The following is a 13,380-nucleotide window of genomic DNA, read 5'->3' on the forward strand; positions in this document are numbered from 1 at the left end:
TACCACTAAATATATTTCAACAAAAACAAAAAAAAAGAAGCAAGCACCTTTAGCTTGCTTCTTTTTACTTTATATTCTCTTCTAAAGCATCTTTTTTAATATTCCAATGAGATGTATTCCATACTACCATCCCATCTTTTATGTATAACACTTGTGGTGATTCATGTCTAATACTGTATTGTTCTGCAACACGATTTGACACATCTCTCGCATCTTGTACGTATAAGTAATACGCTGGTACTTCTCTTTCTTCGCTGCAATACGCTTGAAATTCTGTGTATGCACCGTGACTAATTGGGCATGTCGTACTGTGTTTAAAAAGAACATACGGCTCGTTCTTTTCTACTAAGACTTCAAGCTCTTCAATTGTTTCAAGTTTTGTCATATTCATCACGATTCACCTCTCATACGAAATCTAGAGCGTTTCTCTTTCTTTTCAGCTTTTTTCTCAATTCTTTCTAATTTACGCTCTTCTTTTTCAACCTTCTTCTCTTGTCTCGACGCACGGTAATGATTGTATACTTCAATCGCCGCACTGCTCCACTGTACAACTTGCGCTACTTTATCAGCGTTATTTTCAATTTCGTCCGTTACAGAGTCTGATACATTACGAAGCTTCGTATTTAAAGATTGGATTGTCGTTCCAATCCCATCTACACCCGCTACCACTTTATTTAATGACTGTGACTTCTGTTGAATATCATCAGCTAACGCATTCGTTTTATGTAATAATTGCTCTGTCTCTACGCTAATTCCTTGCATTTGTTTTTCTAAACCTTCTAACGTGCTTGCAACGTTTTCTAACGTCTTCTGAACCGATAACAACGTTCTGCATACATACACTACTAATACTGCGAAAGCAACCGCGATAATAGCCGCACTTACATATAAAAGAACTTGCATTTCATCACTTCCTTTATCTTTTTCATACTTTCCCCTATTATACAATCATTTTCCGTTTCATTCTAATCCCTATCTCATCATTAGAATTTTCATACTTATTCGTTAACTGTAACATAAATCATTCAACAAATTCCACTAAGTAGGTTACAATAGGAGAGGATACATAATTAGTAGGGAGGCTTTACATATGAAAGATCCACGTATTGAAAAGTTAGCATACAATTTAATTAACTACTCTATCCGCTTACAAAAAGGTGAAAAAGTATTAATTGAAAACTTTGGCTTACAAAAAGAACTTGTAACTGCACTTGTAAAAGAAGCATATGCAGCTGGTGGTTTCCCATTCGTCTCTTTAAAAGATCATCAAGTAGATCGCTCTTTATTAATGGGTGCTACTGAAGAACATTTCGAACAAATCGCTGCATATGAAGCAAGCGTAATGAAAGACATGGACGCTTATATCGGCCTTCGCTCTGGCGATAATATTAATGAACAAGCTGACGTTCCAAGTGAGCGTATGAAAGTTCATGGCCAAACAGTTGGTAAAAAAGTTCATAGAGACATTCGCGTTCCAAAAACACGCTGGGTTGTTCTTCGCTACCCAAATGCTTCTATGGCACAGCTTGCTAAAATGAGTACAGAAGCTTTCGAAGACTTCTACTTTGAAGTATGTAACTTAGACTACGGTAAAATGGATAAGGCGATGGACAGCCTTGTTACATTAATGAATAAAACAGATAAAGTTCGTTTAACTGGTCCTGGAACTGACTTAACATTCTCTATTAAAGACATTCCAGCAATTAAATGCTCCGGTCATTTAAACATTCCAGACGGTGAAGTATACTCTGCACCAGTTCGTGATTCTGTTAACGGTACAGTTTCTTACAACACACCATCTCCTTACAACGGTTATACATTTGAAAATGTACAACTTAAGTTCGAGAACGGCCAAATCGTTGAAGCAACTGCAAACGATTCAGAACGCATTAACAAAATCTTCGATACAGACGAAGGCGCACGCTACGTTGGTGAGTTCGCAATCGGCGTAAACCCATACATCTTACATCCAATGGGAGACATCCTATTCGATGAAAAAATCGATGGCAGCTTCCACTTCACTCCTGGACAAGCTTACGACGATGCATGGAACGGTAACAACTCGAACATCCATTGGGACTTAGTATGTATCCAACGCCCTGAATACGGCGGCGGCGAAATTTACTTCGACGACGTACTAATCCGTAAAGACGGACGCTTCGTTGTAGCTGAATTAGAAGCTTTAAATCCAGAGAACTTAAAATAATGAAAAATGCTCGGAATTATATCCGAGCGTTTTTTTTATTATCCTCACTCTATATCGAGCTACTGTTCTTACTTTTGTTTGCTGAAAATGAAAATAATATAAAAGTGCCACTGCGATAGTACCTATTAATATTGGTACATATAAAGGCAGGTTCCATTTCATATTTATCCTAGTGCAGATAGCAAACACCAGCATAATTTCCAAGCAAAAAAAAGGTTTTATATATTTCATTTCTTCCCTACCATTTCTATTTTCACATGTGGATTTTCTTTCTCTATAAGCGCCAAGAATTCATCCATATTTTGCGGCATCGCAACCATATGTACTTTATATGCATTCGTCGTAATTTCAAGAGACTTTCCGACCTGACGTATAATTCTCACATCTTTTAATACAATATCATCATTTAAAATACCGTACTTTAATACGCCATTTTCTACTTTATGTTTTTTAATAAATACTTCCCAAACGAGTGGTACATTTACAATGAAGCATAAACCCATCCCAATCAACGCTGACATCCAATGCGCTTTATTAGTGAAAAGCATGACAATTGGATATATAAACATAAAAACTAACGTAAGGCAAACGAAAATGACTACTGACTTACTTCTTTGAATTGGAAAGTTCATACCTACATCCCCCTAATCCAAATTATACAACTATTTCCATTTTAATTCATAGAAAAAGGCCATTTCTAAATGACCTTTTACACAATGTACCTATAAAATTTCTTATCTACCTGTAGCACCGGAAAGTTTTTCGGCAACTCGTCTATACTCACACTTTGAAAATCATTCTTTTCATAAAAACGATGTGCCGCTAAAAATTTTACTGTTGTTCCTAAGTAAATATCTTTCAATTTTTTATCCTCAGCCCATGAAATTGCTGTTTGAAGCAACATATGTGATGCACCCCATTCTTTTCCGCGAAACTCTTTTTGTACGAACATTTTTCTTAGCGCTACTTGATGATTCTCAATATCTAATAAAGCTACTGTTCCAACTACTTTACCATCATAAATTGCTACCCAAAAGTTTCCGTGATCCTTTTGATAGAATGTTTCTATTTCAAGTAAATCAGGTTGCTCTTCTTTCGTAATTGAAACATTATACTCTTTTTGCTGAATATGAACGATAAGATCTACTACTTCCTCTTGAAACGTACTTTCATATGGAACAATACGAATCTTCTCGTTCATCGAATCTCTTTCCATTCTGAAGCTAGTAAACTATATACAGCGATATCATGAAAATGATCATATAGCCATTCTTCATCTCGTAAAATACCATCTAACTTAAATCCTAAACGTTCTGGAATTGCGCGGCTTTTCGCATTTCCAACACCGCACCGAATTTCAATTTTATTCAGCTTTAAATTTTCAAATGCATAGTGAAGTACAGCCTTTACGCTACGCGTCATAATACCTTTCCCGCCAGCATCTTCTGCAAGATAATACCCAAGACTCGTCGCTTTCTTCCCCCAGCTCACTGGATGAATGCCTACCATCCCAACGAGCTTTCCTTTGTAACGTATACCACTTTCAAAACCGTCTCCCTCTGCAAACTTCTTTAACCACATCGGAAAAATTTCATCATAAGCATCAGCAGATTTTGTCCCATCTACCCAAGGGAGCCATTTCCGTAAATGATTACGGTTTTGATCTAATAATTGATATAATTCCTCTTTATGATGTTTTTCTAGTAATTGTAGTTCGATTTCGTCATCTACTCGGAGTGTGAACATGTTTTTTAGTCCCCTTTTTAGTTTTCTTATTATTCTAACATTTTTAGATGTAAAAAGTTAAATATTAACACTTTCTTTTGATTTTCTTTGTATAAAACCAGAAGAATACGATACTCCCGTAATAACTAATATCATTCCTACAGATTGTGCAGATGTTATATTGACTCCTTCAATAAAAGAAATAAGTATTGTAACAACAGGCACTAGATTAAAAAATAAAGATGTCCTTGCTGCACCAATTTGAGCAATTCCATTATTCCACCATAAGTAACCAAGCACACTCATTCCAATTGCCATAAAGAGAATTGCTCCCCATGCCAACAAAGGAATTTCTAAAACTGGTACTATACTTTTTTGTGTAGAAGATATGATAATAAAGGCAAGTGCACCAATAGTCATCGTATATGTCGTCGTTTGTATTGGATTACCAGTTTTAATAAACCGTCTGCCTAGCACGCCGTATAACGCCCAGCAAATATTCCCTAATAAAATATAAAAATCCCCTTTTGAAAATGATAAATGTTGTAGTATTGTAAACGAACCTTGTGTAAGTACAAAAACAACGCCAATTAGTGCAAGTAACATTCCAATAGCTTGGCGCTTCACAATTTTCTCTCGTAAAATGACACTTGCTAACAGCGTCGTAACGAGAGGATTTGTCGCCATAATAAGTGCACCATTAACAGCTTCTGTATATTTCATTCCTAAAAAGAAAAAGAAGTTAAAGCCGAATACACCAACAATACCTAGGAAAAGATAATAGGTCCTATTCTGCATCCATACTTCCAGATCAAAATCTTTTCGTATTTTTAACAAACATAACATCACAAATGCAGCAATCCCAAAACGCCATGCTGCTATATGAATTGCTTCGAAATACTGCACCGCATATTTCGAAGCATTAAATGTCCCACCAGTAAATATCGCAAAACCTAATAACTGCGTATATACTTTATTTTTCATTGCCGGCCTCCAAGTCCTTTTCTTCTAGAAAACCGTAATAAATTTCTAACTTCTCCTCCGTTAGCTGAACAACTTTTTGCAATTGTTCCTGCTGTTCTTTTAATCGCTCCAAGTGCGTTGTTAAAATGGAAATTCTCTTTTTTACTTTCGCTGGTACTTCCTCTTTCTTCTGCCTAATTTCCTCTATAATGCACCCATCACTTGCAAACTCAGCCATCTCTTCTAATGACATCCCAGTTTGTTTTAATGAATATAAAAATTTTAATAAACGTACATCGCCTTCTGTATATTGACGAATACCGCTATATCGCGTTGGTGGTGGTAATAAACCTAATTTCTCATAGTAGCGCAAAGTGTGAATGCCCATCCCTGTTAATTCTGCTACTTCACCGATTTTATACATGTTCTCTCCCCCTTGTTTTTACATTTTCATCTTACAACCTAGAGTTAGCTCTAGGTCAATACATAAATAAAAGTTGAACACAACAAAAAAGACGCACAGCCAAGCTATGCGTCTTTTCTATTATTTCTCTGCAACTTGAACTTCTTTTACGTAAGCCGCTTCGAATTTTTGGATGTCACCTGCGCCCATGAAAATTAGAACGCCGTTTTTATGTTTCTTTAATACATCCGTTGTTGTATCTGTAATTAATTCTGCACCGTCAATACGCTTTTGCAGATCTTCGATTGTTAATTCACCTTTGTTTTCACGTGCTGATCCGAAAATATCACATAAGTATACTTGGTCAGCTTTGCTTAGGCTTTCTGCGAACTCATCTAAGAACTTTTCTGTACGTGAGAATGTATGCGGCTGGAATACAGCGACAATTTCACGCTCTGGATGTTTTTGACGAGCTGCTTCAATCGTTGCATTAATTTCTGTCGGATGGTGCGCGTAGTCATCGATGATTACTTGCTCTCCCATCGGCTTTTCATTAAAGCGACGTTTTACGCCTTCAAAAGTTGTTAATTGATGTTTTACTGCTTCTACATCAACATTTTCATAATGGCAAAGCGCGATTACTGCTAACGCATTTAATACGCTGTGATTGCCGTATCCTGTAATTTTGAACGTATCATAGTACGTGTTACGAACGAATACATCAAATATCGTACCATCTGTTCTCTTTTGAATGTTGCGTGCTTGGAAATCATTATCTTCTCCAAATCCATAGAAAATAACAGGTACTTTCGCTTGAATTTTTTGAAGTTCTTCATCATCTCCACATGCAATAATGCCTTTTTTCACTTGCAATGCCATCTCTTGGAATGCACTGAATACATCATTGATGTCTGCAAAATAATCTGGATGATCAAAATCAATATTCGTCATAATTGCATAGTCTGGATTATAAGACAAGAAATGACGACGATACTCACAAGCTTCAAATACAAAATACTTACTATTTTCTACCCCATGCCCTGTTCCATCTCCAATAAGGTAAGATGTTGGGTGTGCACCTTGCATTACATGGGCTAACAAACCTGTTGTTGATGTTTTTCCGTGTGCACCAGTTACAGCAACACTTGTGTATTGGCTCATCAGGTCACCTAAGAAATGATGGTAACGATGGACTGGGATGTTTAATTCTTTTGCTGCTACGATTTCTTCATGCGTATCAGGAAATGCATTTCCTGCAATAATCACTTGTCCTTCTTCTACATTATTCTTATCAAAAGGAAGGATCGAGATACTACGCTTTTCCAACGCTGTTTGTGTAAAGAAACGCTTTTCATAATCAGACCCTTGAACAGTATGCTTCATATCATGAAGAATTTGCGCTAATGAACTCATTCCTGTTCCTTTAATTCCTACAAAATGGTAAACTGTCATCTTAAAGAACCTCCAACATTTCGAACTAATACAACGGCCTATCTATAAGACAGTATATGAATCTTTTCTTATTTTGGTAATCATCATACATTTTTGATGTAGTGAAGTTATTCTTTCCCTTCACTTATCAGGATAAACTCGTACGTACTTCTTTATATGTCCATAATAAGTCCATTATAGCAAAAAAGAAGCCGCTATACTATGATAACAGAAAAACTGATAGGGTCAATCACCTATCAGTTTTTCTCTCTTTTACATCTCTTCTCTTTTTTCTAATTGAACACGCTCTAAACGTGGGTTTGGACGATATTTACGACCAGCTTTTGCTTCTGGTTTCCCATTTAGTTCTACATTATCACCAGTAAAGCCAATATTCATTTTTAATAAGCTACTTCCTACCCCGTATATGTCAACAGGTACGTTTTGAGCTTCAAATTCACGAATACGCTTCTCATCAAATCCACCAGTTACAACGATGTCTACATGCTGGAATCCTTCTTCATCAAGTGCTTTACGAAGTGCGAATACAAGCGATGGGTTTACACCACGTGGATCGAATGTTCCAAGTACTTCTGGGTGGCGAATAAAGTATTGATCAATCATCGTGCGGGACGTATCTACACGTACACCTTTTAATGTTGATCCAAATTCACGCGCTACGCGAAGTGCATCTGTAATAACATCATTATTGTAATCAATTAGTACAACTAATTCATCTTCTGGGAATTTCTTATGATATGCTTTTGCCGCTTCCACAACATCACCATTAAACATTTGAATTAATGCGTGAGGCATCGTCCCCATACCACTTTTGCCCCACCATTCATTCATCGCATGCGTCGCTTGTGCGCTCATACCTCCGATGTATGCTGCATAACCGTCACCAGCTTGTTGTGTATAATGATCATCACGGTCTCCCATGAAAATAACTGGTTTTTCTTTATCTACGCTACGCGCAGCTTGGACAACGTTATATACGTTTGTCGCAACCGATGTACGACGAGCTAAAATCCCATCAATGACACCTTCTAAAAATCCGAAATTTTCATAAGGACCATGAATTGTTAACACTGTTTCAAATGGACTAATTTTATCGCCATCTTTTAAAGAGTTAATTTCAAGTTCCTCAGGATTTTTAGCGAATGTTTGTAGCAATGCAATTACTTCATCCGTTCCGCAAAGAACTGCATTTTCCTTTTGGAAAAATTGCATCGTTACAACACTTTTCGGGCGAAATTCTTCGATGATTTCTCTAGTTTTTAAAAAGTAAACGGCAGAGAACCAACCTTCTCCAACACGTTCGTCAAATTTAAATGTTTTATTTGTTAGTCTATTTATTTCACCTTTTAATTTTAATTCAATTTCTTTCATGTCGCTTTACTCCCTACTTTACTATCCAACATTTTCTCTTAGTATACAGCAAAACCGTTTACTATACATTTGTTTCCTGCATAGCGGCAAATTCATCCTCAGAAATAAGGACATCTCTCGGTTTCGTTCCTCTACCTTCAGAAATAATTCCTTGCGATTCCATCTCTTCAATGAGACGTGCCGCGCGATTATAACCGATGCGGAATTTTCGCTGTACAGAAGATGTGGACGCTCCCCCTTGTTCTACAACAAATTGACATGCATCAAGGAACAATTCGTCTTCCGACTCAGCTTGTTCTGTTTTCGCTAATAAATCCTCTTGCTTAAATAAGTAATTCGGCTTCATTTGCTTTTTCACATGATCAACTGTTTTTTCAATCTCATCATCCGATACGTATACACCTTGTACACGAACTGGTTTAGATGTACCGTTCCCTAAGAATAACATATCACCACGGCCAAGTAATTTCTCCGCGCCCCCAATATCAATAATCGTACGCGAATCAACTTGAGATGATACAGTAAACGCAATACGCGTTGGAATGTTTGACTTAATTAAACCTGTAATAACATCTACAGATGGACGCTGCGTCGCTACTAATAAATGAATACCACAAGCACGTGCTTTTTGCGCAATACGACAAATCGCTTCCTCAACATCACCAGGTGCTACCATCATTAAATCGGCTAACTCGTCAATGACAATAACGATATAAGGTAATGTCTCTCCTGGAATTTCTCGCTCACTTACAATCGTATTGTAGCGAGTTAAATCACGAGCACCTGCGTGTGCAAACAATTCATAACGGCGTTCCATTTCCTCAACTGCCCATTTTAATGCAGCTGTCGCTGCTTTTACATCCGTAATAACAGGTGCTACAAGATGCGGAACAGAATTGTATGGTGCAAGCTCAACCATCTTCGGATCAATTAACATTAACTTCACTTCATGTGGTTTCGCTTTATATAAAATACTCGTTAAAATCGCGTTAATACACACACTTTTACCTGAACCCGTTGCACCCGCAATAAGTCCGTGCGGCATTTTTCGAATATCCGTTACAATTGGGTCCCCTGAAATATCAAGTCCAAGCGCAACAGTAAGCGGTGATTCACTCTTTGTGAATACAGGACTTCTTAAAATTTCGCGAAGAAATACTGGCTTGCTTTCTTTATTTGGAACTTCAATTCCAATTGCACTCTTCCCTGGAATCGGCGCTTCAATACGAATATCTTTCGCAGCTAAACTTAACTTAATATCATCACTTAAGTTTGTAATTTTATTTACTTTCACACCTGGGTCTGGCTGTACTTCAAAACGAGTTACCGCTGGCCCTTGCGATACATTAATAACATGTGCGCCAACGTGAAAATTATTAAACGTTGTATCTAATAATTCTTTCTGCTCCTCTAACCATTCTGTATTATCTAACGCTGATTGCTGTGGAATCGACAACAGCGCTAATGGTGGAACAGTATATGTCGGTGGTGTATGCAATACATTTCGCATATCGTTCTCTCTTTGATTTACAACATATGCTTTCTCTTGTACTTCCGTACTTGAAATTGGCTTTTGTACTTGCTCTACCACTACTTGCTGCATTGGTTGCTCTTCCACTTGTGGTTCTGCTACTACTTGCTGCACTGGGCGTTCTTCCACTTGTGGTTCTGCTACTTGCTGCACTGGGCGTTCTTCCACTTGTGGTTCTGCTACCACCTGCTGCATTGGGTTTTCTTCCACTTGTGGTTCTGCTACTACTTGCTGCACTGGGCGTTCTTCCACTTGTGGTTCTGCTACCTCTTGTTGTACTGGCTTATTCTCTACTCGTACATTAGCAGAAGGCTGCATTGCATTTGCTCTAGCTGCATGTCTTTCCATTAATCGTGTTCTATCTTGTTTCAACATAACAACATTAAATGGTACATGGCGCTTTTTCTCACGTTTTGGTTCTTCTTTTTGTACAACTGGTTGCTCTTCTGCGATTGGTGTTTCTTCTACAACTCGTTGCTCTTCTACGACTGGCGCTTCTTCTACAACTCGTTGCTCTTCTACGACTGGCGCTTCTTCTACAACTCGTTGCTCTTCTGCGACCTGTGCTTCTTCTACAACTCGTCTATTTTCCTCTGTTTCTGCAATTAAAACATTCGCAAAGCTTTGAACATCTTTCTTCGTTTGTTCATCAGCCTCAGCAACATGTATGAATTCACTCTTTTGTTCAATTGCTTCATCTTCTTGCTGAATTTCCTCAAGTGCTACAAATGTCTCTACTACAGGCGCTTTTGTTTCTGCAATCACTTCTGTTTCTTCTGCTTCCGCAATTACTTCCACTTCTTCTGACTCTTCTGTCTCTGTAATTACTTCCACTTCTTCTAGCTCTTTCGCTTCCGCAATTACTTCCACTTCTTCTGACTCTTTCGCTTCCGCAATTACTTCCACTTCTTCTGACTCTTTCGCTTCCGCAATTACTTCCACTTCTTCTGACTCTTCTGTTTCTGCAATCACTTCTACTTCTTCTGCTTCCGCAATTACTTCCACTTCTTCCGTTTCCGCAATTACTTCCACTTCTTCTGACCCTTCTGCTTCCACTTCTTCAGGTGCCTCTGTTTCCATAACTACTTCTTCTAGCTCTTCCGTTTTTGCAATTACTTCTACTTTTGACACTTCTTCTGGTATTTCCACAATGATTGTTTCTTCAAGTTTTTCTTCTGCTTTGACAATCACTGATTCTTCTGGAGCTTGCTTTTCTACTTCAATAGTAGGTTGTTTTATTTCTGTATTACCTTTAATTTCTTCTGATAATATTGTATCCTCGTGCTCTACTTTAGAAGCTACTAATTCTTCTTGTAGATTGTTTTCGTTTAACACCACTACATCTTTTTCTAGCTTAGCACTTTCCATCTGCTCAGCTACTGTTTTATGAAGTAATTCATCCGCTGAAACTTCCTGCGGTGTACTCATTTCTTGAATCACTTCTTTTTCTTCTACTAAAGGCACTTGGCGTTCGATTTCATAACCGTTTTTCTCTAGCCATTGATCAACTACTGACTTTTCTTCCTTTTTATTCTCTTCATATTGTTGCTCTCCTTGCTGGTTAGCAGCTCTATGACTAGAAGAAGTTGGTGCTTGTCCTTCTGAGAAATCAGATAATTTATATCCTTTTTTCTCTAACCATGCATCAACGACTGATTTACCCTCTACAGATATTTCAAGGTCTTCTCTTTCCTTTACTTCCTCCTGCTTTTCTTCCTTTTTCTCTACTGAAGGACGATTATATCCATAAATTGGCGAAATCATTTCTGTTGGACGAAATGGTCTACGGTTACTCTCTTGCGAAGGTGCAGATGCCTTTTTAACGACAGACTCCCGCACCGGTTCATATTGCACTTCCGGCTCTTCATATGTAGAAACTACCTTTTCCACATACGGTCGTCTGCTTCTTTCCACCTTTATTCCTCTTTGGGCAGTAGGTTCTTCATATGTTACTCCTTGAACAGGTTGTTCTTCGAAGCGATTTACTTCGCTTTCATCCTCTTCATCGAACCCATTATCCGGTATTAAAGGAAAACGGCATTTACCTGCATTCCTACTTGCCATTTGTGCTTCTCTTGCTTCAGTGTAGTGGTTTACACGAGGAATTTTCGGCTGACTTTCAATTTGCTTTGGTACTTCTTTATTCATCGCTGTTTGTTCTTCCTCTTTGTTAAACAGCTTTTTCATCCAATCTAACATGCTTACCACTCTTTCTACTAAATAGTAACATCCTTTATTGTATCAGCATTCGGCAAAAAGTGCAGGTAAAATTAAGCATGTCATATTTATCCACAATATTCTAATTTACGAGTGTTTCATATGGAAAAACGCAGCCTTTCATGTAAGACTGCGCTTAAGCTTTACTCTTCCGATATGCATCTATACTATCCGTTACACTTTGCAATAAAGAATTTACATACTGCGGGTCAGATAATTTTTTATCTTCTTCATGGTTTGACATAAACCCAAGTTCTAATAGTACGCCAGGTACTTTGGACCAATTAAATCCAGAAAGATCATCCCGAAATTTAATTCCATTTACTTTTACTTGCTGGTTCTCCCTCATTTTATTTACAATCATTTGAGAGATTTGAAGACTTTCCGCATAAATCTCTTTCGTATACGGACTTCCTTCTGCCGGCGTCAATACAGCAAATCCACTTTCGTTTGGATTTTCAGAACCATCTGCATGAAGACGTAAAAATAAATTCGCCTTATGATTATTTGCGAATGTCGCCCGTTCTTTATTACTTATATCAACGTCTTGTGATGTTCTCGTCATTAATACTTGTATCCCTTTTGCTTCAAGCTTTTCTTTTAATAAAAAAGCCATTTCTAATACAAGTACAGCCTCTCTCTTTTTCGTCACAACACCTGTTGTACCGTCTGTCACTTTATATTTTTGCGTTGTTGCCCCTGGTCCAATTGGCTCTAAATTTAAATTCGCTTTTTGTTGATGTCCTGGATCAATAACGACGAGAAACTTCTCTTGTTTTTCATTACCCTCTACTTTTTGTTCATTATTTTGCACTGGTTGCTCAGTTGGCTGTACTGGCGTAGTTTCTTCTTTCTTTTCCTCAGATGATACTTCCTCTTGCTTATGTTCTACTTGTTCATTCGTTTGAATTGCTTGTGACTCTTCATTCTTTTCTTGTTCTTGCTGCTTTTCTACCGGTGCGTCTTCTTTGGTATCTTTGTTTTTCTCTTGTATAGAAGATGTAGTTTCTTTTTTCGGCTGCTCTTGTGAACAACCGGCCATATATATTCCAATGAATGCAATCATGCTCATTATTTTTATATACTTCATACTTCTCTCCCATCACTTTGCACCGGATTCAAAGTTTTTCTTATAATTGCCCTATAATCTCATCCATATTTCCAATATAAACTGGCTGCCATTTTTCTGTACCACGTTCTGCAGTATAAACCGGATAAGCGTCATCATCTATATTTACGAAAACTGGATCGCCCATATCCGTTTCATATCCAATTGTAATCCATCCTTCTTGCCACTTTCCGTTTTCTTCACTTATTAATGAATTTTTATGTTTATCGTATCGGTAACCGATTTGTCCTTTTTCTAATTCACTTTCACTAAACACATATATTTCATAAGTACCTAGCTCAATATCTTGCTGTTTTGAAGTTTCAATTCGTTTTAGAAGTTCTGCGATTTTTATTTGTTGTTTCATACGTCTATCCCCTTCTATTTTTCTAAATTTTAACTAG

General features: G+C 37.6%; 13 protein-coding genes. 1 reads left to right on the plus strand and 12 read right to left on the minus strand.

Going from position 1 to position 13,380, the window contains the following annotated elements:
• Window positions 1-64 precede the first annotated feature (64 nt).
• On the minus strand, window positions 65-391 hold the full coding sequence (gene ytxJ / locus ACTFSL_RS07110; RefSeq protein ID WP_001057469.1) for a bacillithiol system redox-active protein YtxJ: 327 nt from the start codon (window positions 389-391) through the stop codon (window positions 65-67).
• Entirely contained in the window at window positions 391-903 is a 513-nt protein-coding gene (locus ACTFSL_RS07115; protein ID WP_001197720.1) for a DUF948 domain-containing protein, read from the minus strand. The genes ytxJ and ACTFSL_RS07115 overlap by 1 nt, the downstream gene beginning before the upstream one ends.
• Before the next feature lie 187 nt (window positions 904-1,090).
• Here ACTFSL_RS07115 and ACTFSL_RS07120 point away from each other — a divergent pair, with 187 nt between their 5' ends.
• A complete protein-coding gene (locus tag ACTFSL_RS07120; RefSeq protein WP_000654727.1) occupies window positions 1,091-2,206 on the plus strand; it encodes an aminopeptidase in 1,116 nt (371 codons plus the stop codon).
• Window positions 2,207-2,433: 227 nt separating this feature from the next.
• Here the strand turns inward: ACTFSL_RS07120 and ACTFSL_RS07125 are convergent, their stop codons facing one another.
• The 10 genes from ACTFSL_RS07125 to ACTFSL_RS07170 all read right to left on the minus strand — a co-directional run bounded on the left by ACTFSL_RS07125 (window position 2,434) and on the right by ACTFSL_RS07170 (window position 13,343).
• Window positions 2,434-2,838 (minus strand): PH domain-containing protein, encoded by a 405-nt coding sequence (locus ACTFSL_RS07125; RefSeq protein WP_001010643.1) that lies wholly within the window; start codon window positions 2,836-2,838, stop codon window positions 2,434-2,436.
• A 77-nt stretch (window positions 2,839-2,915) separates the two neighbouring features.
• Entirely contained in the window at window positions 2,916-3,407 is a 492-nt protein-coding gene (locus ACTFSL_RS07130; RefSeq protein ID WP_061457774.1) for a GNAT family N-acetyltransferase, read from the minus strand.
• Complete coding sequence (locus ACTFSL_RS07135) at window positions 3,404-3,952, minus strand: GNAT family N-acetyltransferase (protein WP_000494681.1); 549 nt, start codon at window positions 3,950-3,952, stop codon at window positions 3,404-3,406. The genes ACTFSL_RS07130 and ACTFSL_RS07135 overlap by 4 nt, the downstream gene beginning before the upstream one ends.
• 57 nt (window positions 3,953-4,009) lie before the next feature.
• Window positions 4,010-4,915 (minus strand): DMT family transporter, encoded by a 906-nt coding sequence (locus tag ACTFSL_RS07140; RefSeq protein ID WP_078421197.1) that lies wholly within the window; start codon window positions 4,913-4,915, stop codon window positions 4,010-4,012.
• Window positions 4,905-5,318 carry a MerR family transcriptional regulator gene (locus ACTFSL_RS07145; RefSeq protein WP_000276605.1) on the minus strand — a complete coding sequence of 138 codons (414 nt, stop codon included), beginning with the start codon at window positions 5,316-5,318 and terminating at the stop codon, window positions 4,905-4,907. The genes ACTFSL_RS07140 and ACTFSL_RS07145 overlap by 11 nt, the downstream gene beginning before the upstream one ends.
• 120 nt (window positions 5,319-5,438) lie before the next feature.
• Window positions 5,439-6,749: a UDP-N-acetylmuramate--L-alanine ligase gene (gene murC / locus ACTFSL_RS07150; RefSeq protein ID WP_000219468.1), complete on the minus strand. Its 1,311-nt coding sequence runs from the start codon at window positions 6,747-6,749 to the stop codon at window positions 5,439-5,441.
• Between the two features lie 252 nt (window positions 6,750-7,001).
• Window positions 7,002-8,120 carry a nicotinate phosphoribosyltransferase gene (locus ACTFSL_RS07155; protein ID WP_000658370.1) on the minus strand — a complete coding sequence of 373 codons (1,119 nt, stop codon included), beginning with the start codon at window positions 8,118-8,120 and terminating at the stop codon, window positions 7,002-7,004.
• 61 nt (window positions 8,121-8,181) lie between these two features.
• Entirely contained in the window at window positions 8,182-11,850 is a 3,669-nt protein-coding gene (locus ACTFSL_RS07160; RefSeq protein WP_440041438.1) for a DNA translocase FtsK, read from the minus strand.
• A gap of 154 nt (window positions 11,851-12,004) precedes the next feature.
• On the minus strand, window positions 12,005-12,958 hold the full coding sequence (locus ACTFSL_RS07165; RefSeq protein ID WP_400155204.1) for an N-acetylmuramoyl-L-alanine amidase: 954 nt from the start codon (window positions 12,956-12,958) through the stop codon (window positions 12,005-12,007).
• A 40-nt stretch (window positions 12,959-12,998) separates the two neighbouring features.
• Window positions 12,999-13,343 carry a hypothetical protein gene (locus ACTFSL_RS07170; RefSeq protein ID WP_000813166.1) on the minus strand — a complete coding sequence of 115 codons (345 nt, stop codon included), beginning with the start codon at window positions 13,341-13,343 and terminating at the stop codon, window positions 12,999-13,001.
• Between the last annotated feature and the right edge of the window lie 37 nt (window positions 13,344-13,380).

Origin of the sequence: Bacillus cereus group sp. MYBK108-1 (genome assembly GCF_051917185.1) — a bacterium.
GTDB classification, from domain to species: Bacteria; Bacillota; Bacilli; order Bacillales; family Bacillaceae_G; genus Bacillus_A; species Bacillus_A cereus.

Excerpts from the sequence above, each read along its gene's own strand:
- ACTFSL_RS07170 (WP_000813166.1), bottom strand. The coding sequence starts at position 13,343 with ATGAAACAACAAATAAAAATCGCAGAACTTCTAAAACGAATTGAAACT.
- ACTFSL_RS07130 (WP_061457774.1), bottom strand. The coding sequence starts at position 3,407 with ATGAACGAGAAGATTCGTATTGTTCCATATGAAAGTACGTTTCAAGAG.
- ACTFSL_RS07140 (WP_078421197.1), bottom strand. The coding sequence starts at position 4,915 with ATGAAAAATAAAGTATATACGCAGTTATTAGGTTTTGCGATATTTACT.
- ACTFSL_RS07165 (WP_400155204.1), bottom strand. The coding sequence starts at position 12,958 with ATGAAGTATATAAAAATAATGAGCATGATTGCATTCATTGGAATATAT.
- ACTFSL_RS07125 (WP_001010643.1), bottom strand. The coding sequence starts at position 2,838 with ATGAACTTTCCAATTCAAAGAAGTAAGTCAGTAGTCATTTTCGTTTGC.
- ACTFSL_RS07115 (WP_001197720.1), bottom strand. The coding sequence starts at position 903 with ATGCAAGTTCTTTTATATGTAAGTGCGGCTATTATCGCGGTTGCTTTC.
- ACTFSL_RS07155 (WP_000658370.1), bottom strand. The coding sequence starts at position 8,120 with ATGAAAGAAATTGAATTAAAATTAAAAGGTGAAATAAATAGACTAACA.
- ACTFSL_RS07160 (WP_440041438.1), bottom strand. The coding sequence starts at position 11,850 with ATGTTAGATTGGATGAAAAAGCTGTTTAACAAAGAGGAAGAACAAACA.
- ytxJ (WP_001057469.1), bottom strand. The coding sequence starts at position 391 with ATGAATATGACAAAACTTGAAACAATTGAAGAGCTTGAAGTCTTAGTA.
- ACTFSL_RS07135 (WP_000494681.1), bottom strand. The coding sequence starts at position 3,952 with ATGTTCACACTCCGAGTAGATGACGAAATCGAACTACAATTACTAGAA.
- ACTFSL_RS07120 (WP_000654727.1), top strand. The coding sequence starts at position 1,091 with ATGAAAGATCCACGTATTGAAAAGTTAGCATACAATTTAATTAACTAC.
- ACTFSL_RS07145 (WP_000276605.1), bottom strand. The coding sequence starts at position 5,318 with ATGTATAAAATCGGTGAAGTAGCAGAATTAACAGGGATGGGCATTCAC.
- murC (WP_000219468.1), bottom strand. The coding sequence starts at position 6,749 with ATGACAGTTTACCATTTTGTAGGAATTAAAGGAACAGGAATGAGTTCA.